This is a genomic window from Gammaproteobacteria bacterium (genome assembly GCA_029882975.1).
GTDB lineage: Bacteria > Pseudomonadota > Gammaproteobacteria > SZUA-152 > SZUA-152 > JAJDNG01.
This window is the reverse complement of record JAOUJW010000029.1, coordinates 44474-66426: the sequence shown is the minus strand read 5'-3', so window position 1 is coordinate 66426 and position 21953 is coordinate 44474. Positions and strand designations below refer to the sequence as shown.

Below are 21953 nucleotides of genomic sequence, written 5' to 3'. Positions count from 1 at the left end.
ATTTCCGAACTTGACGGCATGTTCACAGCCATTGTCAGCGGACCGGTTCCCGTCATGCCCTCGCAATGGTTGCCGCATGTCTGGGGTGATTTTGAACCACAATGGGGCTCGGAGGAAGATTTCTCCAAAGTCATGTCATTGATGGTGCGCCATTTTAATGAGATTGCCTCGACGTTGTTGGATTCGCCTGATGACTTTGATCCCATTTTTTTAGAGCGCACCGTTGACGGTAAACACTACACTATCGTTGATGAATGGTGTCAGGGTTATATGCGCGGCGTGTCCATGAGCGTGGATCTGTGGGACGACGGCGGTCAGGAAGTCACTCAAATGTTATTGCCGATTATGATGTTTACCAGTCAAAAAGGCTGGGAAATGCTGGATAATATGGCAGATGAGGAAGTGGAGCAAATGCAACAAGCCATACCCGGCTGTGCTCAAGATATTTACGCTTGGTGGCTGGAGAAGCGAGGCGGCGATATGGGTGACGAGTTTGATGAAGACAGTTTTCCTTACGTGGGGGCCGGAGAGTTTCCTGTCATGAGCATGCCCTTTGTTAAAGAGAATGAGGATGTTGGGCGTAATGATCCTTGTCCTTGTGGTAGTGGGAAAAAGTTTAAAAAGTGCTGTTTGCACTAACTTGTTGCTTTGCGTCGAATAGCTTGCATTTAGAGTTTCAATAGTAAGTGCGATTGAATGTTTTCAATCCATTGCGGTTTAACTTCGGCCTGTCGGGCAAACTCAGGCCATTGGGCTACCGCATCCAGAATTTCATCAACAATTTGTTCCGGTTTGCTCAGGCTGATGGACTTGCCGACAGCGACTAAATCCGCTTTGCTGAAATTGTCCCGTTTACCTTGAATGCTCATTTGGTGCCGGCTGGTTTATTGGTTTGCGGGGTTATGCGCATAGGTGATGTCGTAAGCCGGCGACAGGGACCACTCACCATCAGGGTTCATCAAAAACCCGATGTTCTTGCTGTGGTCGTCCAGGTTGCGCGCCAGTACATTAAACACCATACGGCGGTACAACTGTAGAGCATCGGCTTTACTCAAGCGCAATTGACGCATAATGCCGAAGGCCTGTTCGTAGCTGTAAGCCCCCGCCTGATTGAAATCGTAATGTGCCATGCCACACAGGGATTGCATATGCCGTTTTTTACCCCGTTCCCGGTCAAAGCGTTTTGTCATGAAGTGGGCTCGTCCGTTTTCCTCCAGTAATCGGCAAGGGCTCATGCTAATACCTGCAGCCAGTGCCATTAGATGGTAAGCGTATTCAATACGCCCATAGCCTTTGGGTTCTCCCAGTTCCAGGTCGGTGACACCGTCAAATTTAAGTATCCAATAATCGTAGTCCGGTGGTGCTTTGGCTTGTCCTGATAAGACATGGCCCTGGCTGTTGATGGCAATAACCGCTTTTGGGCGAGCCCCTCCTGCGGATGTTCCCACGCGTAATATATCCAGGAGCGCATCGTTATTGCTTTGATCCGAAGTTCCTAATTCCACATCCAGGCTGTGGCGTTGTTGCATGATATGTTGCGCCAGTTGTACCAGATCGCCAATGTCCACGGCGACGGATTTATCGTGTTTCGCAATCACTGCCGGGGAAAATTCCAGTGCTCCCATGGCACGTTTGCCGGTGTAGCAGAGGCGTTCCACGGGGCTGAAGCCTTGAGCCGGCCGACCCTGGCGCGCTAACCAGGCATCGATGATGTGATTGCCAAATTTATCCGGCAGGGCGTCGGCAAGCAAACCGGGTAATCCCAGATACGTGTCTTTGTTTAACGCGGGAAAGGAAAACAGCCGCTTACCTTGACGGGCTTGCTCCAGTCCCATATGTATGGGTGAAATATCCCAGTCGTGGTTAAAAAATGGGGGGTCGTATTCAAACACGGCATAGCCGCGTTGTTCCAGCCAGGACACGGCCCCCACGGTTTTACCCCACAGGTGCACCACGGCGGTATCGACTTTTTTTACCATTGGGATTCGTCTCTGGTATTTTTCTGTCGTTTGCCGGAGGCGCGCTCGCGTTGACGGCCCTGCATTTTGGCCAACTGTAGTGGGCTAATGGGGGTGTCGGGAACAAAATGTTCCAACTCTTCCAAAGCGCCCAGTTCGCGCAAGACAGCAATGAGCGTGGAAGCCTTGAAGCGCCCATTCTCCATGGCTTTAATGGCATTGAGCGACAGGTTGGTGGATTGGGCCAGCTCCTGTTGGGTAATGTTGTTGCGCAAACGCAGGGCACGCAGGCGTTGGCCCAGCTGTTTTTCTATGGCTTTGTCGGAAAGAGAATAGTAATCCATATAATAGTCTTAAAAAAGTATACAAAAATATGTATTAATAAATAATAGTCTAAAAAAAGTCTGTTGTAAATTAATGTTAATAACAAACCAAAATAGAGCTAATAAATTTATATATAATAATAGCAGACTTAAATAGGTCTATTAGGTAGCCTGTTCAACAGAATAATTCGAATTTTGTTATGTTGTGAACTGCCTTGAGATCCCATTGACTCAGATCAATATATCCCGGTAAAAAGCAAATAGAATTAGTAATATAGAGGGGACAGGGAGGGCCCGAATAATTTTGATACGGAATTCCAATTGCAACACGGAAGTTGTTTTGAATGCTGTGATTTAGAGAAAACTCGTGCCCCGGGTGGTTGTGAGGGTTAGCGATGGTTGTGAGGCTGAAGCGAATCAGCCAAAGACCGGCTAAGGGAATATCCATAATGAGGTCACGTCGTACAGTGCCACTGTGAACCTGTAGTTAGTCGTCCTGGTTGTAAGTGTCATTGAGGAAATGATGGAGTTCCGGTGTGCTCTACAGTCGGCATTACACAACACTGAACAACGCTACAACTCCCGGGGTATGAGACACGTCGCGTAACCCAATCCTGCGCCTGCCTTATATACCTTGCCAGTTTTGCCTGGCTGTTTCAAAATGGGACAGTTTTGTTGTGCAAACAAAAGGCAGGGATTTGAAGGTCTACATTAAAAACATGGTTTGTGATCGTTGTAAGCTGGTCATCGGCAATGTGGTGGAACAGTTGGGTTTATCTCCCGCTGTCATTGACCTGGGGTTGTTGGAGTTTGCAAATGACCTTACAGACCAACAATTACAGGACTTGCAGCAACAAATAGAGCCCTTGGGATTTGCACTGGTTAATGATAAGAAAACACAGCTCATCGAAAGCATTAAGTCCGAGATTATCCGCTTGGTTCATAACGAGCAGGCGCTGGAAAAAATTAAACTGTCCGATTACCTGAAAAAACGCCTGCATCACGATTATAACTACCTGAGTAATTTGTTTTCCTCGGTGGAAGGTACCACCATTGAGCACTATCATATCAAGCAGAAAATTGAGCGGGCTAAGGAATTGCTGGTATACGATGAGCTAACGTTGACTCAGATCGCCGATCAACTGGGATACAGCAGCGTGGCTCATTTGAGCAGTCAGTTTAAGAAGGTAACCGGCTTGACCCCCACACATTTTAAACGTCTCAAAGACGCCAAGCATCGTCAACCATTGGATAAAGTGTAAATTCTGCAACAACACCAAATAATGCTGTAAAACAATTTACGCCGCATACTCTATAGTTTGCCTATAAGCGATTCAGCCAGAGGTTATTATGTCATCACAAGCCAACCCTACACGATTATCCGTTTCCGGCATGAGTTGTGCCGGCTGTGTCGCCGCCGTAGAGGATGCTATGCGTTCGGTGCAAGGTGTGTCGGCCGTGAGTGTCAATTTTGCCGAGCACACGGCTATGGTAGAGGGCGATGCGGCAGTGCAGGCAATTATTGATGCCGTCAGAGCCGCCGGCTACGATGCCGCAGAATTGAAAAGTGCTGCTGACGAGACTGAAAAAGAAGCAGTGGAAATGGCTTATTACCGCAGCCTTTTGAAAAAAGCGGCAGCCGCAGCGGTGCTAGGTGTGCCTCAGTTTGTATTGGGTATGTCCGGCTTACTGCCGACGTTTGAGACGCTCGCCGGGAGAGGCTTTTGGTTGGTGGTCGGATTGTTAACGGTGGGGGTCCTGGTGTATTCCGGTGGTCACTTCTTTACCGGAGCCTGGAAATCCGCCCGCAATCACAACGCCAATATGGATACGCTGATTGCTCTGGGTACGGGCACGGCCTGGGCCTATTCTATGATCATTCTGGCGTTTCCCCAGTTGGTTCCCCCTACGGCTCAGCATGCCTACTTTGAAGCGGCTGCCATTATCATCGCTTTGATCAATTTCGGTTCCGCCTTGGAAATGCGGGCTCGGGGTAAAACCTCACAGGCAATTAAACGCCTAATCGGTCTGCAACCCAAAACCGCACGGGTGTTGCGTGACGGTGTGGAAACCGATGTGCCTATCGAGGAGGTGGGGCTGGACGAAACTCTGCGAGTGCGTCCGGGCGAACGCATAGCCGTGGATGGTGTGGTTATTGACGGACATTCCAGTGTGGATGAGTCCATGTTAAGCGGTGAGCCGGTACCGGTACAAAAACAAGCGGGTGATGCGGTTTCCGCAGGTACCATCAACAAAACCGGCAGTTTTTTATTTCAAGCCAAACGAATCGGTAAAGATACCGCCTTATCACAGATTATCGAGATGGTACGTACGGCGCAGTCATCCAAACCGGCCATTGGTCGTCTGGTGGATAAAGTCGCTGCGGTGTTTGTGCCCAGTGTCCTCATTGTTGCCGTGTTGACTTTTCTTATTTGGTTTAATTTTTCCGGCGTTGCTCAGCCGGTGACTTATGCCATTATCACAGCTATGACCGTATTGATCATCGCGTGTCCTTGTGCCTTGGGTTTGGCGACGCCGATCTCTATTATGGCCGGTGTTGGTAAGGCGGCAGAGTTCGGTACCTTGATTCGTAATGGAGATGCGCTGCAACAGGCGGGCCGGTTAACGACCATTGTGTTGGACAAGACCGGCACGGTCACCGAAGGCAAGCCCAGTGTTACCCAAGTGCTCGCGGTGGGAGATGCAAAAGAAGATCAAGTTTTGAGTTTAGCCGCAGCATTGGAAACAGCATCAGAGCACCCGCTGGCGGAAGCCATCGTCAATGCAGCTAAGGAGCGGCAACTGGCTTTGGAAGGGATCAGTGACTTCACCGCCATCGCAGGGCAGGGCGTCATGGCGCGTGTGGGAACTCAATCGGTGATGTTGGGTAACCGTAAGTTTATGAGTGGTTTTAATATTAGCTTGGACGCCTTGGATGCAAAGGCAAAAGAGTTGACGCAAAAGGCAGAGACTCCCATGTTTTTGGCGGTACAGGAGCGGTTGCTGGGGCTTATCAGTGTGGCAGACCCGATAAAGCAGGATTCCAGGGCGGCGATAGCACGTATGCATCGTCAGGGTTTGAACGTGGTATTGCTTACCGGGGACAATATTGTCACCGCCCAGGCCGTGGCCAAAGAAGTGGGTATCGATGAAGTCATTGCTGAAGTGCTGCCCCAAGACAAAGCCAATAAGGTGGCGCTGTTGCAAAGCCGTGGTCAGATCGTGGGTATGGTGGGAGACGGTATCAACGATGCTCCGGCATTGGCTCGAGCCGATGTGGGTTTTGCTATTGGCACGGGAACCGATGTGGCCATTGAAAGCGCCGACATTACCTTAATGCGCGGTTCCTTGCACGGCGTGGTGGATGCCATCGCTATTTCGCAAGCCACCGTGCGTAATATCAAACAAAATCTATTTGGTGCCTTCGTTTACAACACCTTGGGTATACCTATCGCTGCCGGTGTGTTGTATCCCGTGATGGGTTTGTTGTTGAACCCCATGATCGCGGGGGCGGCCATGGCCTTGTCATCCGTTACGGTCGTCAGCAATGCCAACCGCCTGCGTTGGTTCAAACCGGGAGAACCTACATGAGTGTGTTAGTAAATATCGCAGGGTTGGGTCTGATCGCCTTAATCGTCTGGTGGTTTTGGATGGCGAAATCGTCGTAGTGCGCAGAGAGTTTTTCCTCAGTTTGTTTATGTAGAGTGGGCACGCCCTTTGTGCCCACGCGGGCGAAAGGTGTGCCTTCACCAATGACCTGTTGCTTGATAGGGTATGTGGTTATATTAAAGTCTGCTACCGGATTACGCTGCGCTAATCCTGTCTACGGTTACGGGGGACGATGTGTGCAAGGGTGGGTTAGCAACCCACCTTTGCTAAACTACACAGGATTAATGATTCCAAATCCTGGAGCGCAAAATTCGGCTGGGGGCTTTGTTATAAAGTTCATATAACTGCTCTTCTTCCGCCTCGATGCGGGTGGTGAGCAAGTCAGAGATGTATTTGGTTTGGTAGTTAAAATCTTCAATAGTGAGATGGTCAACGCCGCGATCAACCCAGTAATTGGCATAGGTGCGCACGGTTTTACCTATTTCGTTCATTTCCTGACGAAAGTACATAACGATTCGGTGATTTTCTCGCTCGCCGCGGTAAATATAATCTAAAAACACATAAAGCTTGCTGTACTCTTTCAGGGTGTGATCGTTGAAGATGGATAGAAAAAACTTCAGTTTTTTGCGCATTTTTTTGTAATCACCACTATCAATGGCATTGACCACTTTATGCAATGTGGCCAGCATGGAGTCGTGTTCCGCGGTCAGTTGCTTGATCAAATTAACATCGTAAATGATCTCCGTACCCGGTGCCAGAATTTGATAGGGACTGTCTTTGCTGATGTTGGAAAACATGGAATGGCTGGTAATTGTTTCAGAGCTAAACAACTTGCGGAAGTTGACCATGTGTTACAAACCCCTTCTAGAATAATAAGATGAATCTTCCTTGGATAGTATAGACGCCAAATTTGGCTTATCTACTAAGGCTATAAAAAGAATGCAATAAAAAGGCCATTCTTTAAGCTATTTGATGTTTCCATAATAATAAGTGATGGTGCTTGTTGTGTACGGAGAAACCGAAAGGCGGAAGCGAGAGCTGGACGGTAAAGGGGGGTTAACCGTAATGAATAAACCGCCGCGCGATTTTGCCCCATTCACTTTTACCATCCAGCTCCACATAGCGTTTCCAGTGAGGCAGGGCGTTTTGGTGCTGGTGCAGGCGCTCATAGCAGCGCGCCAGGTTGAAAATGGCGTCGGTGTAGTCGTGTTGCAGGGCAATGGCTTGTTCGAAGGCGTGGGCGGCTTGCAGTAATTCGCCGGTTTCATCCAGGCAGTAGCCCAGGTTGTACCAGGCCAGGGCATCGTTTTCATGCTGCTGCAGGTGGTGGCGGTAGTGTTCTATGGCTTGGGCGTAGTCCTGTTGTCGCCGGTGCTGTTCCGCTTGGGGTAAGGCTGTATCCGCAAGCGTTGTATGCTTGCCAGGGGCTGGGACTTGGGGAGCTATGGCTTTGGTTTTGGGTGCTTGATCCGCTGCTTCGGCAGCATCAAAATCCAGTAACAACTGACCGCTGCTGTTCATTGTCACGCCCTGCAGTTCCACCAATAGGGACTGATCGCCGTGCTGCAACAGCCTTGCCTGGGCCAATGGGCGTTGTAAATCGGGAATCAAGGTTTGCAGCGCATGCAGAGTGCGGTTGATGCTTTCAATATTTAAACCCTGCTTTAGTAGCTGGGCGATATTGCGTAGGGATACCAGATCCTGGAACGAAACTTTGCCCTGTTGCAGCCGTACCAGCCCGAATTGCTCCCAACGGCGTATATCCGTTTCTGTTACCTGTAGCAATTTAGCCGCAGCCGCTAGCTCCATAGAGCCGTTTTGGCTGACTTGAGCCGGTTTGCGACCCAGGCGTTCCAGTAACACGGTTTCAGAAATGATTTCTAAATCAAGCCCTTGCTGCTGCAGCTGCTCCGCTTGAGCCAGGGTTTTGCTAATGGTGCCATCCTTGAGCACGGGAAAGCCCAGCATGCCCACCACCACTAAAGAGGTTTTTTTGGACACGGCACCCACGCAGCGAGCACCGGCGGCTTGGACCCATTGCTGCGCCTGTTGGCGGTTGCAGCAGGCCAGTTTGCCGGTAAAGACGACCGTTTGATTTTGAAGGGATTTTTCGGGTTCAGTCATTCACAAAGCATTCAAATACAGGAGACCGCAAACGTTGGTCCTGGGTGATTTCCAGGTATTTTATCCTGGCGCGCAGGCGCGGTTCAATCCAGCGAATTTCTGCTGGCACATCCCGTAAATGGTAGTTGTGAGCGGGGATTTGGCCTAAGTGCTCAAACAGGGCGGCCCGTTGCGCTTCGTTAAAGCCGCTGCCCACTTTGGCGAAATAACGCCATTGGCCGTTTTCTTCGGTACCTACCGCCAAGGCGGAGACGAAGGGTTCCTTATTGTCTCTTTGCGAATAGCCCATGATCCAAAAGTCGTCCATGTGGCTGACTTTGATTTTAAGCCAGTCATCGGAGCGTTTACCCGCTTGATAGGTACTGTTCAGGCGTTTGGCCATAACCCCTTCCCATTGCACTTTTTCGATTTGAGCAAAGTAGGGAATGCCCTTACCAATAATGTATTCTGAATGGAGAACATGTTTAAATTCATGGGCTTGCAACAGGGTCTTCAACTGCTCCCGGCGTTGTTGCAGCGGGGTCGCGCGCAAGTCCCGGCCTTGCAGCGCCAGTATATCAAAGGCCACAAAGGTCACGGGCATGCTTTGGCTCAACAGTTCGATGCGCAGCGGATCGCTGAGGCCGTCGCGTTGTTGCAGTTTGGGAAAGGAGGGTTGGCCATTGTCCAAAACCACAATTTCGCCATCGATAATGGTGTCTGCCGGCAATGTCGCCAGTTCCGCCAATTCCGGGTAGCGAGTTTCTATCCAGATACCGCGGCGATTGCGTATGCGCCAGGTTTTGTCGCCGTTGCCGGTGTAGCACAGGGCTCGGGTGCCATCCCATTTGATTTCAAACAAATAGCGATCGTCGTCAAAGGCCTCGGCTCGGGCCTGGGCCAGCATGGGCTCAATAGGGTCGAGCATGGCGAACGCCGCTTATCCGGTCTTGCTGTCTTTGTCGGCTTCGGCTTCCGCAGCGGGCTTTTTGGGAATGTTTTCTGCGGCCACACTGGCGCGCAGAGCTTCCATAAAGTCCACGGTTTTGGCTGCCTCGGTTTCCACTTGCACCTCGGGTTCGCGACCTTCGATTTTGGCTTTAATGACTTCCACCAGCGCTTCTTCGTAACGGTCCACCAGATTGGTGGGGTCCACCTCCGCCGCCATGCCGTTGATCAGTTGCGAGAACATATCCACCTGTTCTTTGGGTACTTCGGAGGTTTTGATGTCTTCAAAATAGGCGTCGGTTTTGCGCACTTCCTTGGCAAAGTGCAGGGTGGTGAGGCTGAGTCCTTTGTCTTTGGGGGCGATGCGTACGGTGTGTTCCCGACCGCTCATGACCACTCGGCCGATGGCAATTTTTTCATTGCGATCAAGGGTTTCCTTGAATACCCGATAGGCTTCTTCGCCCACGGCATCGGGAGCCATATAGTAGTGGGAGTTGAAATAAATGGGATCGATCTGGGATTTGTTCACAAAGGAGACGATTTCAATGATTTTGGTGGTCTCCAGGCGAATGTTTTTTAAAGTGCTATCGTCGATTTCCAGATATTTACCTTTTTCGAATTCGTAGCCTTTGACAATATCGCTGCGTTCCACCGGACCGTGTTCCGGGCACTGGTAAAACTGTTTCACTCGTTGCAGGCAATCGCCATGCAACATATTGAGTTTGACTCGGCTGCTGCTGGTGCTTACCGCCGTGTAGAGTTTTACCGGGATGTTAATTAAGGAAATTTTTAAGTGACCCGTCCAGGTTGCGCGTGGAGCCATAGTTCAAAACCTCTCGTTTTGGAATCGTCGTCAAGGAAGTTGTTGCTTTATAAGCTTATCGACGACTTGAGAGGTTTCTTTATTTGCGAGCGTGCACCATCGCACAAACCGACAAGGTTACTGCCAGTCCCCGCGAAGGTGTTTCACTTCCAGCTCCAAGGCGGGAGCCGTAGCCGCAGAGGCGGCCACCGGATTGCCAACGACAAAGGCAATTTTGGACCAGAAGCGTTTGGGAATGGTCCCCATGGCGCTGCCGTCTTTGCGGCTGAAAAAACTGCCCCACAGGCCGCGCAAGGCCATGGGGTACACCGGTACCGAATCTCTTTCCAGAATGCGTTCCACGCCGGGGCGAAAGGTGTTGATGCTGCCGTCGCTGCTGAGTTTGCCTTCCGGGAAGATGCACACCAGTTCCCCCTGGCGCAGTGCAGCACTGATTTCGTCAAAGGCTTTCTCCATCAGTTGTGGATTTTCTTTAATGCCGGCGATAGGGATGGCTTTGGCGGTTTTAAACACAAAACTCAATAGAGAAATTTGAAAAATCTTGTAGTACATGACAAACCGTACCGGGCGACGGATGCAACCGGCGATCACCAGGGCATCAACCAGACTTACATGGTTGCATACCAGCACAGCCGCGCCTTCGTCGGGGATGTTTTCCAAACCTTTCTCGTCGACACGGTAGACGGTGTGAATCAGAACCCAGACGATAAAACGCATGAGAAATTCGGGTAATAAACTGTAGATATAGATAGCCACGATGGCGTTCAATGCCGCCACTGCTAGGAACAACTCCGGTATGGAAAAATTCCAGTGGCTGAGAAATACGGTGGCCAACAGGGAGGAACCTACCAGGAAAAAAGCGTTAAGAATATTATTGCCGGCAATAATGCGGGAGCGATGACTGGCGGCGCAGCGTTGCTGAATGATGGCATACAAGGGTACTACGTAGAAGCCGCCAAATATACCCATGGCCGCTATGTCAAATAAGATGCGCCAACTGCCGTCCATAGCCAGGAACGTGGTGGCATTCACCAACTCCTTTCCCAATCCCATTGCCTGTGGCGCGGCGAAATACAAATCCACGGAGAACAGTGTCAGGCCGATAGAGCCAAAGGGCACCAGACCCAATTCCACTTTGTGACCGGAAAGGCGTTCACACAATAAAGATCCCAGGCCTATACCGATTGAGAAAGTGGCCAGCAACAGCGTGACCACTTGCTCGTTACCGCCCAGAATGAGCTTGCTGTAGTTGGGGATTTGGGTGAGGTAGATAGCTCCGAAAAACCAGAACCAGGATACACCCAGAATCGATAGAAATACTGAGCGGTTTTGTCGAGCAAATTTGTAGGTGCTCCAGGTTTCAGTGATAGGGTTCCAGTTGATTTTCAAACCGGCATCGGCAGGGGCTGAGCTGGGGATGTAATAACTGCTGATGTAGCCGAAAACAGCCACCGCAATCACCACGGCCGATACCAGGTACAGGCCAACGTCACCGTAACCCACCAAAATACCTCCGGCAATGGTGCCCAGTAATATGGCTACAAAGGTACCGCTTTCCACCAAGGCATTGCCGCCCACCAGTTCCGTATCACGCAAGTGTTGTGGCAGTATGCTGTATTTTACCGGGCCGAATAGAGTGGATTGCAAACCCATCAAAAACAGCAGACCGATAAGCCAAAAGACGCTTTTAAAATAAAAGGCCAAAGCTGCGCCGGTCATGATAAAAATTTCCAGTAGTTTGATCAGACGGATGAGTTTGGATTTTTCGTACTTGTCCGCCAGTTGGCCGGCACTGGCGGAAAACAGAAAAAATGGCAGTATGAACAAACCGGCACATAAATTAAGTAAGGTGTTGCTGTCCATCTCGATCATGGCGGCACCCTGAAAAGCCAGCAACACCATCAAGGCGTTTTTATACACATTATCGTTAAAGGCACCCAGCAATTGGGTAAGAAAAAACGGACCGAAACGTCGTTGCATTATCAGTCGAAATTGGCTGTGTTCGGCCATGGCATGTTTATCCGGTTTTGAATGATTGCCACAAGTGTATGCATAAATCAGCGCAATGTCATATTGAGGTTTTGTTTTTATGGTGGTTATGAATTATGCAATGGCTTTTGTCTACCATAGAATATGTACCATAGAAAATTACCACAGTGGCTGCAATCAGCAGCTTGTATTAATCCTTTTGCAGTAGTTTTTGAAGGGTGGGCACGCTCTTTGTGCCCACGCGGGCGCGAGGTGCGCATTCACCACGACCTGTTGCTTGATAGAGTATGTGGTTATAGTAAAGACTGCTACCGGATTACGCTGCGCTAATCCAGTCTACGGGATGGTGGGTTTTTTAGTAGGTATTAAATGCTAAACTCTGTACTCATCAATTGGGAAATTATCCATCAAAAGGAACGGTAGCGCCATGACCCAAATCCGCATCACCGCTTTGCGCCATTCGGCATTTTACAGCCCTTTGCTCATCACTATGGTGGGTGGGTTTTTAAATCGGCAAGGCCTGGATTATGTCTACGACCCTGTTCAGCCGGGACAAAGTGTACCGGAGCGATTACTGTCCGGTGAGTTTCACCTGGCGCAATCGGCGGTGGCCACGGGTTTTGAAGTATTGGAACGCGGCGAGGAAAGCCCCATTGTGCATTTTGCCCAGATCAACGAGCGTGATGGTTTTTTCCTGGCAGGCCGACAGCCGCAACCGCAGTTCCAATGGGGCGATCTGGCGGGTAAGGAGGTGTTGGTGGATCATTTGTTCCAGCCCCTGGCCATGCTCAAGTATCTACTCCACCAGCACAACGTGGATTTTAATACGTTAAAGGTTATCGATGCCGGTGATGTAGCGGCGATGGATAAAGCCTTTCGGGAAGGTCGCGGAGATTATGTGCATCAGCAGGGACCGGCACCGCAACAACTGGAGCAGGATGGTGTGGGGCATATTGTTGCCAGCATCGGTGCAGCCATTGGTCCGGTCGCATTCAGCAGTTTGTGTTGTACCCGGGAATGGTTACGGACCGATATGGCTAAAGCCTTCATGCGGGCGTATCAACAAGGGCGCACTTATGTGGTGGACACCGAGGCTTTGATATTGGCTCAGCAGCTCAAACAAGGCGGGTTCTTTCGTGACACCGATACCGAAGTACTGCGCCATACCATAGATACTTATAAAGCCATGGGATGCTGGAGCTACAATACGGAGATTTCACCCGAGGCGTATCACAAACTGGTGGAGATATTTCAGTTTAATGGTTTGATCAAACAAGCGCATGCCTATGAGCGTTTGATTGCGACAATATCATAAGGCCTATTTAAGCCAGTAAAGCCACGCTCTTGGCCTGTGCATATACCTTTTTACCTTGGCTCAACTGCAACGTTGTTGCAGATTTTCGAGTGATACGCGCCAGCAGCAAAACACCGTTTAGATTTAAACGTAGCATGACCTGTGCAGGTCCTTCGTCCTGCATGGCTTCGATAGTGGCCGGGAAAATATTGAGTATGCTGGTGTTGCTTTGTTGTTCCAGGGTGATACTCACATCGCGGGCAGCGATGCGCAGGCGTACCTGGGTGCCCGGGGCGAGGTGTTTGTGTGCCACACTGAAGCGGCCTGCAGGACAGTCCAGATAAGTGAGTTGGAATTGTTGATCGTGCTCCGCAACAGTGGCTTGGATTAATGCTTCGGCGTCGGGCTGATGTGCCAAGGGCAGGTCCAAACGGGTTAGCATATCCTGAATAGGACCGTAGATTTGTGTTTGTTGATCCAACAAAACCAGAGTATCCGCCAGCCGTGCAACTTCGTCCGCAGAGTGGCTTACGTAAATCACGGGAATGTCGAGTTCCTGTTGCAATGACTCTATGTACGGCAGTATCTCCTGTTTACGTTGAGAGTCCAGGGCCGTGAGCGGCTCATCCATTAACAACAGTTGTGGGCTCACCGCCAAAGCTCTGGCGATGGCAACGCGCTGGGTTTCTCCGCCGGATAATTGTTGCGGCCGGCGGGAGCGTAGCGGTTCTATGCCTAATAGAGTTATGCATTGTTCCAGAGAGATTTTGCGTTGTCCCGGCGCTATTCGTTTTAAGCCGTATTCCAGGTTTTGTTGTACATTTAGGTGTTGAAACAAACTGGCTTCCTGAAATACATAGGCCAAAGGACGCTGATGGGTGGGCAAAAAGGTGGAATCATCCTGCCAGACCTGTCCTCCCACGGATAAATTTCCACGGTGACGGTCCAAACCGGCAATGGCACGTAACAGTGTGGTTTTACCGCAGCCGGAAGGTCCAAAAACTGCGCTGATACCATTACCTGGAAGTTGGATATCAATATCACGGCGGAAGTGATCACGACGCAGTTGCAGGTGAATTTGGATTTCCATATCGGATTATACCTGAGCCATTCGAAAGCGCCGGTTCAAGGTGTACACAGTCACCAACATTGCGAAAGACATAAGCAATAGCAGCGCTGATAGGTTGTGGGCGTGGGAGTAGTCCATGCTTTCCACATGATCATATATGGCAATGGACACCACTTGGGTTTCGCCCGGTATATTGCCGCCAATCATCAAGACTACACCGAATTCACCCACTGTATGGGCGAAGCCCAATACCATCGCCGTGATAAAACCGGGTCTGGCCAGGGGGACTGCGACCGTGAAAAAACGATCCAGAGGGGAGGCGCGCAAAGTCGCAGCCACTTCCAATGGTCTGGAGCCCAGTCTTGCAAAAGCATCCTGCAAGGGCTGCACCACAAAGGGCAGGGAATAAAACACGGAGCCAATGACTAAGCCGGTAAAACTGAATGCCAAGGGTTGGGCACCCAGCGCCACCATGAGTCCTCCCAAAGGCCCATGGGGACCCAGTGCCAGCAATAGATAAAACCCCAGCACGGTAGGTGGCAGAACCAGTGGCAGGGCGATCATCGCTTCCAATAGGAACTTGAAGCGCCATTGGGTTTGACTTAACCACCAGGCCAGGGGAGTACCCAGTAGCAATAGAATCAGAGTGCTGACACCGGCCAGTTGCAGGGTCAGCACTAAGGCTGTCACGTCTGCCGGGCTAAACATGGATTGATCCGATTTTTGATTTTTTCATGATATCAATAAATTAGCACAAAGGGACGGGGTGGGACAGTTCAACATAGCTTTGCCACATTTGGTCACAATTGAACCCTTAAACATCAGAATTCACACCGGATGATGTCACAGATGAGTTGTTTACTTATTAATAGCTCCAGTGCAGCGGTTGGTGCCATATGTTAACCGGGCCGGGGATTTGCGAGTAATTTCCCAATCTCCTGCACGGAATCGTCACATATGACTTTTACACTGAAATACGTATTCCAAGGAGCAATTAATCCGGCGTGCGCCGGGTCCAGACAGTTGAGTAGAGGTAGTTATGAAAAACAAGTTCCTATTCCTTTCCCCCTATAGCTGGTGTATGGCATGGGCGTTGTTGCTGTTGAGTTGGCAAAGCGTTGCCGCGACGCTATTTGATTTGCCGGAAACCAGCATGAATGAAGTGAAACAAGGACAGTTTTTGTTTCGCGGTGACGGTGACCGTTACTTCATGGCGCCTACATTGGAGACCAAAGTGAGTATGTCCGTTACCGGGCTCATAGCTCGTTGTGTGGTGGAGCAGAAATTTACCAATAGCACTGACCAATGGGTGGAAGGGGTGTATGTCTTCCCCTTGCCTGAAGATGCGGCCGTCGATCATATGAACATGATTGTGGGAGAACGGATTATCCAGGGCCTTATCAAAGAACGAGAGCAGGCGCGTCGCGTTTATGAACAAGCAAAATCCCGGGGTCAGAAGGCTGCGCTGGTCGAGCAACAACGACCCAATATGTTCACCAATTCGGTGGCGAATATAGCACCGGGTGAGTCATTGACGGTGACTATCGAATACCAGCAAACCTTGCGTTATGACCAAGGCCGTTTTGCGCTGCGATTCCCAATGGCTATTACGCCCCGGTATATTCCCGGCCGGCCCACCTACACTGAAGAGCAACTGCAAACCCAGGGAAACGGTTGGGCCTTGAACACGGACCAGGTTGGGGATGCCTCAGCCATTACCCCCCCGGTGGTTCGTCCTGTCGAGGGTCAGGTGAACCCGGTCAGCCTGGCGATTGAATTGAACAGCGGTTTTCCTCTGCAAGAGGTAAAGAGCCGTTATCACCCGGTAACGGCGCAACGGCTGGGGGTGGGACACTACCAAGTGTCTTTGGCGGCTGGAACCGTACCTTCCGATCGAGACTTTGAATTGACATGGACGCCGAAACCGGGCAAAGAGCCCCGTGCCGCTTTGTTTACTCAACAAAAAGAGGGTGAGACCTATCAGATGTTGATGGTTATGCCTCCGAACTTGCAGGTTCAAACCACGGTATTGGGTAAAGAAGTCATCTACATTATTGATACGTCCGGTTCCATGGGGGGTACGTCCATAGAACAGGCGCGGCAGTCTTTGTTGCTGGCTCTGTCCCGCCTGCGTTCTCAGGACTGGTTTAACGTAATTCAGTTCAATTCCACCACGGACAGCTTGTTTCCCGCGGCGGTGCCCGCCGACTATGCCAATCTTGAAACGGCTAAAAATTATGTGCGTTCATTGCAAGCCGGGGGTGGTACCGAAATGGCGTCTGCCTTACGTGCGGCTTTGCAACAAAACGTAGAACATTCTTCCAGAGTACGTCAGGTCATTTTTCTTACCGATGGCAGTGTGGGCAATGAACGGGCCTTGTTTACTCTGATAAAACAGCACTTGGGCAGCAGTCGCTTGTTTACCGTGGGTATTGGTTCTGCGCCCAACAGCTTTTTCATGACGAAAGCAGCGCAGTTTGGGCGTGGTACGTTTACCTATATTGGCGATTTAAATGAGGTGCAAGAAAAAATGTCCAATTTGTTCAGTAAATTGGAAACACCGGTGATGGCGGATATTCGGGTGGAGTTTGACGGGGCGAATGCAACGGCGGCAGTGGAGCAGTTTCCCCAGCGTATACCCGATCTCTACGCCGGTGAGCCCATCATGCTGGTGTTGCGCTCTACCGCTCAGGAACAAAGTCTGGTGATAAAAGGCAAACAAGGACAACAGCACTGGAAAGTGAACCTGGATAACCGTCAAGGCGCAGACGACAGCGGCGTGGCGGTACACTGGGCTCGCCGGAAAATTGCAAGCTTAATGGATAGCCTCAGTGACGGCGAAGACAAGGATAGTATTCGTCAGCAAGTTGTGGACGTGGCGCTGAAGCATCACTTGGTCAGTCGCTACACCAGTCTGGTGGCTGTTGATGTTACGCCGGTTCGGCCTGCGGACGAGTCATTGAAGCGAACAGATGTGGCCGGCAATCTACCCCAGGGTCAACAATACGAAAAGATTTTTGGTGCCATGCCCCGTACTGCCGCTGAATATGAACTGCAGTTAGGGCTGGGACTGTTGTTGCTGATCTGCGCTCTGGGAATGCTTGGATTGTCTGTACGCAAGCAGAGGATAGAGAAGAGAGGTTGTCATGCTTAATTCTAAACCGTACAAATTTGCCGTGCTGGCTCTGCTGATTGCAGGGCTGGGGCTTACTGCCAAGGCGGTGTATATTCCACTGAAGGCGCAACTGGCGCAGGTGTTGCTGCAACAAGCCTGGGAAAAAAACCTGGCGGCCGGTGATAACCGACATAAACCCTGGCCATGGGCCGATACTCGACCGGTGGCGCGCCTGCGTGTACAGCGACTGGATCAGGATCTTATTGTTTTGGCCGGAAATCAGGGGAACAGCCTGGCTTTTGCCCCCGGCCTGGTGCAATCGGAGCAAATGCCGGGATTTACTGTGATCAGTGCCCACAGGGATACTCATTTTCGATTTGTACAGGATTTACGTGACGGTGATGTGTTGTGTCTGCAGCGGCCCGCCAGACCTGATGTGCTCTACTCGGTGGAGAAACGTCGGGTAATCGATGTACGTAACGCTTTGTGGGTTTCCTCTGAGTCTTCCGGTGAAGAGCTAATGCTCATTACCTGCTATCCCTTCAATGCACTGCAAACAGGGGGGAGCCAACGGTATGTAGTACTGGCAGCCCAGCTGCCTCAAGGCAGCACGTGTACACCGGGAGGGCTGCTGACTTGAAGGGGCTCTAAGGCGCTCGGTAACCGCAGTCCTGAATAATATCCCTGGCGGTCGCGGAACGAAGAAACTTCATGAACGCACTAGCGGCTTCTCCCTCCTGGAGTTGTATGGCCTGTTGTTCGATAGACTGGTATAAATCATCCGGCAACAGCCAATAGTCGGTTTTTGCGATAAGTGGTTTGAGTTGGGATTTGATTTGGGGTTTGATTTGGGGTTTGATTTGAGAGTATGCCAGTAAACCCAGATCAGCATTGCCACTTAGAACATATTGATAAGCCTGGTTGATGTTTTCTCCTCGTACCAATTGCGAAGGTTTTAATTCCAGTTTTAAGTTTTTCAAAGCCTCCATGGCGGCTTGTCCATAGGGCGCCAAGCGGGGATTGGCGATGGCCAAACGCCTGTAGTGCCCGTGCTGCAGAGTATTGTCGTCCACAGACTTCATCGGACTCCATAAGACCAATTGGCCCAAGGCATAGGTGAAACGTGAGCCTCGAACGGCATAGCCTTTTTGTTCCAGTATTTGTGGGCGTTGTACATCGGCCGCCAGAAAAACATCAAAGGGGGCGCCGTTGATGATTTGTGCATAGTGTTTTCCAGTGGAGGCAAAAGACAGCAAGGTTTGTTGCTGTGATTGTTTGACATATACGGTGTCCAGGTTTTTCATGCATGCGACGAAGTTACTGGCAACTGCAATTCGAATTTTATCCGCACCGTTACCGGGTACCGCCAAGCATAGTAATAGCAAGGCAGTGTATCGTTGGATTGCAGGCATTGATGTTTTAGACATGAGGGTGAAGTTCCAGCACAGTTTCCATAAATTGGCTCCACACTGCATCGGGTTCCCAAATTTGGCGTATATCCTCCCAAGCTTGTTGTAAAGGATACTGCTGTTCGTGAATGCGATACAGAGCCACAAAAACACTGACACGCATATTAAGCGCGCAATGCACCAGGGTTTTGCAGTTGGCATTGGTTCGCATAATGTCACAAAATTGGTGGAACTGATCCAGCTGAGGCGCATCGAAGGGCACGGGAATGTGGTGATACGAAATACCGTTCGATTGTAGAATTTGCGCTTCCTCCGCTACCGCGTTATCACTGTTGTGCATGGCCAGATTGATGACGCAGCGATATCCCTCCGCTCCTAAGGCGTGAAGTTGTTTGGTGTTGGGTTGCCCCGCTGTGTCAAGGAGAGGGGAAATGGGGAGGTAGTTTAGAATGGTTTTAATGGACATGAGTGGAATAGGAAACTGGTTGATGAGTTCTCTGCGATAATTGAGTCACTGGTTTCAGGCAATTCTGTAAAAGGATTACATCATACCAGTTTAGTCGTTTATTGGTTTTCGATTTTATTTCGCTCAATGTATGCTCCCTAGGATGTTCTTACCCCTAAGTACTTTTCTGAATCAAAGCTGAACAGAATGATTAAGCCTGTTTTGTTTTCCCATCATTGTGTCGATGAGTTTTACAAATGTCTATGCTGTTGTGAATTATGTAATGCTAGTTCTGGTAAGTGGTACTTTTTTCGTGTTATGTTTGGAACGCGGGCAAGATAGATGCGAAGCGAAAGGAAAACGATTCAGTGGTGCATATCTTGGGGAGGGTAGTGTGAGTACACAGAGTAACGATAATAATAAACCTAAACACAAAAAATGGGTCCATATACGTATCAACAAGGATCTGGCTCTTAAAGCAAAAAATCTGAAAATCGATTTGTCCAAAATTCTGGAAGCCCACTTGGGTGAAGTGATTAACGCTCAGGAATTTCAGGATTGGGACGCGCGCAAAGAAAGAACCATTGCAGATTTGGATGGTCGTTTCGGCGGATTTAATCGGGGATTGCGAAAAATCTAGGCATTTGCTTAGGATTTCCGGATTAATTGCACAAAATCGTCATATTTGCCTTTTAGGATTACCTCATTAGGGTAAACCAAAGAGGCAAAGAAGATGTTGATACGACAGTGGCTGTATGAAACCGGGCCGGCTATCCTGGGTGATAGGCACTGGGCCGCCTATTCCTTTGAATTTCTAGTGTTCGGTCTTAAGCAGGCGTGGGCCTGTTTATTTGCAGCGTTGCTGCTGGCCTTGATTTTAGGGACCAAGGTTTGGTACCCATTGGATACGTTGGCACGATACGATTTTTTGTTTCTTGCCGCATTAAGTATCCAGGGTTTGCTGTTGGTTTACCGTCTGGAGTCACCCCAGGAAGCAGCAATGATATTACTGTTTCATGGGATCGCCACGGGTATGGAGTTATTCAAAACTTCGGAAGCCATTGGCTCCTGGGTTTATCCCGGTAGTGGTTATTTCTATCTGTATAATGTTCCTTTGTTTGCCGGGTTTATGTATAGCGCTGTAGGTAGTTATATGGCGCGAGTATGGAAGGCTTTCCGGTTTCGCTTCAGTCACTACCCACCACTTTGGCAGACCTTACTGGTCTCAATTTTGATTTATACGAACTTTTTCACACAACATTTTATAGTGGATATCCGCTATCTATTGTTTGTTGCCATTGTTCTTATGTATTCGAAGACCCGAATTCATTTTACCGTGTTACACAAAGAACGTTGGATGCCGTTGCTGTTGGGTTTTTTTCTGGTCGCCTTGTTTATCTGGCTGGCGGAAAATATTTCCACTTTTGCCATGATTTGGCAGTACCCCAATCAACGTCTGGGTTGGGCACCCGTGTCACTGCAAAAGCTGGGTTCCTGGTATTTGCTTATGGTTATTAGTTTTGTTTTGGTGTCCTTGCTGCATCGTCGCGACCTCTACAAAACGCTCGAGAACCCAAGAAAGAAGCCATATATTTCCGAGAGTCAAAGTTTCAGTGTGTAACACACTGTTTGCAGCACCTCCGGGTATTGCTAAACTGACGTCTTGAAAAGGAGTGAAGGGGTACGAATGGAAGACGAAAAACGCATTCAATTCATTCGACAAACGTTCGATACAGTTTGCTCAAATTATGGTCAAGGCGCATTGCGTTTTTTTCAGACTGCTGCGGAACGGTTGCCTGGCTTGCTGGATTTGAAAGGCGATGAGCAAGTACTGGATGCGGCAGCCGGAACCGGCTTGGCGACGGTACAGTTTGCGGCGAGAGTCCCCAAGGGCGGTGTGAGGGGGATCGACTTATCGGAAGGCATGTTGCAAAAGGCCAGAGAAAGAGCCCATTCCCTAAAGCTGGAAAATATTGAGTTTCAGCAAATGGATATGTCGCGACTGGATTTTCCGGAAAACCATTTCGATGTCATAAACTCCTCCTTTGGTGTGTTTTTCGTCGAGGACATGCAATACCTTATGCGTCTGCTGGCGAGCCGTCTTAAACCGGGAGGGCGTTTGCTGACGACTCATTTTGCGGCAGGTAGCATGTCGCCAATGACGGAGATGATCCGGGATCGATTGGCGCTGTACGATGTCGAGGTACCCACCTTGTCCTGGACCCGAGTGCAAAACGAATCTTTAAATGGAGAATTGTACAGCAGCGCTGATTTGGTCAATATTCGCCATAAGCGCAGCCAGGTGGGATATTTTTTCCCCGATGCAAATGCCTGGTGGGACGTGGTATGGTGGGCAGGGTACCGAGGTTTTGTGCAGCAGGTGCCGGAACAAAAGCTGGAACAGTTTAAGGCGGAACATTTGGCGGAGGTGGGACAATTGGTAACCGACGAGGGGATTTGGTTCAATGTTGAATTGATTCACACCGTGGGAGAAAAACCGCTTTAAAGACAGTCGCTTGACAGAAATTAATGAAACATTGGGGGGAGTATGAAAACCAAATGCGTAGTGGCTATTATTCGGGAAAGCCAATTGAATCAGGTGATCGAAGCTTTGCGCGACGCCAGCATTCCCGGCGTAACCGTGACCCGGATTCGGGGGTATGGCGAATACGTTAATACCTTTACCCGGGATACCCTGGAGGAAAATGTGAAATTGGAAATATTTGTCAGCGAACATGAAGTCAACGACGTTATCAATCCCATATTGAACCATGCCGGTACGGAATCCCAGGGCGACGGAATTGTGGCTGTACTGGATGTGGATGAATTGTTCCGGGTCAGAGACAGGTCCAGTTTGTCCTGATTTCT

General features: G+C 49.9%; 20 protein-coding genes and 1 pseudogene. 10 read left to right on the top strand and 11 right to left on the bottom strand.

Features of this window, described 5'->3' with window-relative positions; translation table 11 throughout:
• The coding region (locus OEY58_18020; protein ID MDH5327353.1) for a UPF0149 family protein at window positions 1-639 on the top strand (639 nt) is incomplete at its 5' end.
• 29 nt (window positions 640-668) lie between these two features.
• Here OEY58_18020 and OEY58_18015 read toward each other — a convergent pair.
• Both OEY58_18015 and OEY58_18010 read right to left on the bottom strand, forming a co-directional pair.
• Window positions 669-1979, bottom strand: a pseudogene (locus tag OEY58_18015) (type II toxin-antitoxin system HipA family toxin).
• Window positions 1973-2302: a helix-turn-helix domain-containing protein gene (locus OEY58_18010; GenBank protein ID MDH5327352.1), complete on the bottom strand. Its 330-nt coding sequence runs from the start codon at window positions 2300-2302 to the stop codon at window positions 1973-1975. Before OEY58_18010 ends, OEY58_18015 begins: the two are co-directional and overlap by 7 nt.
• Window positions 2303-3000: 698 nt before the next feature.
• On the opposite strand from OEY58_18010, the gene OEY58_18005 reads away from it, so the two are divergent.
• Both OEY58_18005 and OEY58_18000 read left to right on the top strand, forming a co-directional pair.
• Window positions 3001-3543, top strand: coding sequence for an AraC family transcriptional regulator (locus OEY58_18005; GenBank protein ID MDH5327351.1), 543 nt, complete (start codon window positions 3001-3003; stop codon window positions 3541-3543).
• Between the two features lie 88 nt (window positions 3544-3631).
• Window positions 3632-5872, top strand: a complete 2241-nt coding sequence (locus tag OEY58_18000) for a heavy metal translocating P-type ATPase (protein MDH5327350.1) — start codon at window positions 3632-3634, stop codon at window positions 5870-5872.
• 299 nt (window positions 5873-6171) lie between these two features.
• Here OEY58_18000 and OEY58_17995 read toward each other — a convergent pair whose 3' ends face one another.
• From OEY58_17995 to OEY58_17975, 5 genes are all read right to left on the bottom strand, one after another.
• The gene (locus tag OEY58_17995; protein ID MDH5327349.1) at window positions 6172-6738 is read right to left on the bottom strand and encodes a hypothetical protein; all 567 of its coding nucleotides are present in this window, start codon (window positions 6736-6738) and stop codon (window positions 6172-6174) included.
• Between the two features lie 208 nt (window positions 6739-6946).
• Complete coding sequence (locus OEY58_17990) at window positions 6947-8014, bottom strand: MerR family transcriptional regulator (protein ID MDH5327348.1); 1068 nt, start codon at window positions 8012-8014, stop codon at window positions 6947-6949.
• A complete protein-coding gene (gene ligD, locus OEY58_17985) occupies window positions 8007-8921 on the bottom strand; it encodes a non-homologous end-joining DNA ligase (protein ID MDH5327347.1) in 915 nt (304 codons plus the stop codon). The genes OEY58_17990 and ligD overlap by 8 nt, the downstream gene beginning before the upstream one ends.
• A 12-nt stretch (window positions 8922-8933) precedes the next feature.
• Window positions 8934-9764 (bottom strand): Ku protein, encoded by an 831-nt coding sequence (locus OEY58_17980; GenBank protein ID MDH5327346.1) that lies wholly within the window; start codon window positions 9762-9764, stop codon window positions 8934-8936.
• Between the two features lie 117 nt (window positions 9765-9881).
• Window positions 9882-11774: an MFS transporter gene (locus OEY58_17975; protein MDH5327345.1), complete on the bottom strand. Its 1893-nt coding sequence runs from the start codon at window positions 11772-11774 to the stop codon at window positions 9882-9884.
• A gap of 406 nt (window positions 11775-12180) precedes the next feature.
• Here OEY58_17975 and OEY58_17970 point away from each other — a divergent pair, with 406 nt between their 5' ends.
• Complete coding sequence (locus OEY58_17970) at window positions 12181-13068, top strand: ABC transporter substrate-binding protein (GenBank protein MDH5327344.1); 888 nt, start codon at window positions 12181-12183, stop codon at window positions 13066-13068.
• 7 nt (window positions 13069-13075) lie between these two features.
• On the opposite strand, the gene modC is transcribed toward OEY58_17970, so the two are convergent.
• On the bottom strand, window positions 13076-14137 hold the full coding sequence (gene modC, locus OEY58_17965; protein MDH5327343.1) for a molybdenum ABC transporter ATP-binding protein: 1062 nt from the start codon (window positions 14135-14137) through the stop codon (window positions 13076-13078).
• Window positions 14138-14143: 6 nt separating this feature from the next.
• Window positions 14144-14824 (bottom strand): molybdate ABC transporter permease subunit, encoded by a 681-nt coding sequence (gene modB / locus OEY58_17960; protein ID MDH5327342.1) that lies wholly within the window; start codon window positions 14822-14824, stop codon window positions 14144-14146.
• A 331-nt stretch (window positions 14825-15155) separates the two neighbouring features.
• Between modB and OEY58_17955 the strand changes: the two genes are divergently transcribed.
• Window positions 15156-17270 carry a marine proteobacterial sortase target protein gene (locus tag OEY58_17955; GenBank protein ID MDH5327341.1) on the top strand — a complete coding sequence of 705 codons (2115 nt, stop codon included), beginning with the start codon at window positions 15156-15158 and terminating at the stop codon, window positions 17268-17270.
• Window positions 17263-17871 (top strand): class GN sortase, encoded by a 609-nt coding sequence (locus OEY58_17950; GenBank protein ID MDH5327340.1) that lies wholly within the window; start codon window positions 17263-17265, stop codon window positions 17869-17871. The genes OEY58_17955 and OEY58_17950 overlap by 8 nt, the downstream gene beginning before the upstream one ends.
• A gap of 7 nt (window positions 17872-17878) precedes the next feature.
• Here the strand turns inward: OEY58_17950 and modA are convergent, their stop codons facing one another.
• On the bottom strand, window positions 17879-18658 hold the full coding sequence (gene modA / locus OEY58_17945) for a molybdate ABC transporter substrate-binding protein (GenBank protein ID MDH5327339.1): 780 nt from the start codon (window positions 18656-18658) through the stop codon (window positions 17879-17881).
• Window positions 18651-19106, bottom strand: coding sequence for a protein tyrosine phosphatase family protein (locus tag OEY58_17940; protein ID MDH5327338.1), 456 nt, complete (start codon window positions 19104-19106; stop codon window positions 18651-18653). The genes modA and OEY58_17940 overlap by 8 nt, the downstream gene beginning before the upstream one ends.
• A 373-nt stretch (window positions 19107-19479) precedes the next feature.
• On the opposite strand from OEY58_17940, the gene OEY58_17935 reads away from it, so the two are divergent.
• From OEY58_17935 to OEY58_17920, 4 genes are all read left to right on the top strand, one after another.
• The gene (locus OEY58_17935) at window positions 19480-19725 is read left to right on the top strand and encodes a type II toxin-antitoxin system CcdA family antitoxin (GenBank protein ID MDH5327337.1); all 246 of its coding nucleotides are present in this window, start codon (window positions 19480-19482) and stop codon (window positions 19723-19725) included.
• Between the two features lie 93 nt (window positions 19726-19818).
• Window positions 19819-20706 carry a DUF817 domain-containing protein gene (locus OEY58_17930; protein MDH5327336.1) on the top strand — a complete coding sequence of 296 codons (888 nt, stop codon included), beginning with the start codon at window positions 19819-19821 and terminating at the stop codon, window positions 20704-20706.
• A gap of 66 nt (window positions 20707-20772) precedes the next feature.
• Entirely contained in the window at window positions 20773-21591 is an 819-nt protein-coding gene (locus tag OEY58_17925) for a methyltransferase domain-containing protein (GenBank protein ID MDH5327335.1), read from the top strand.
• A 42-nt stretch (window positions 21592-21633) separates the two neighbouring features.
• Entirely contained in the window at window positions 21634-21948 is a 315-nt protein-coding gene (locus tag OEY58_17920; protein ID MDH5327334.1) for a P-II family nitrogen regulator, read from the top strand.
• Window positions 21949-21953 lie beyond the last annotated feature (5 nt).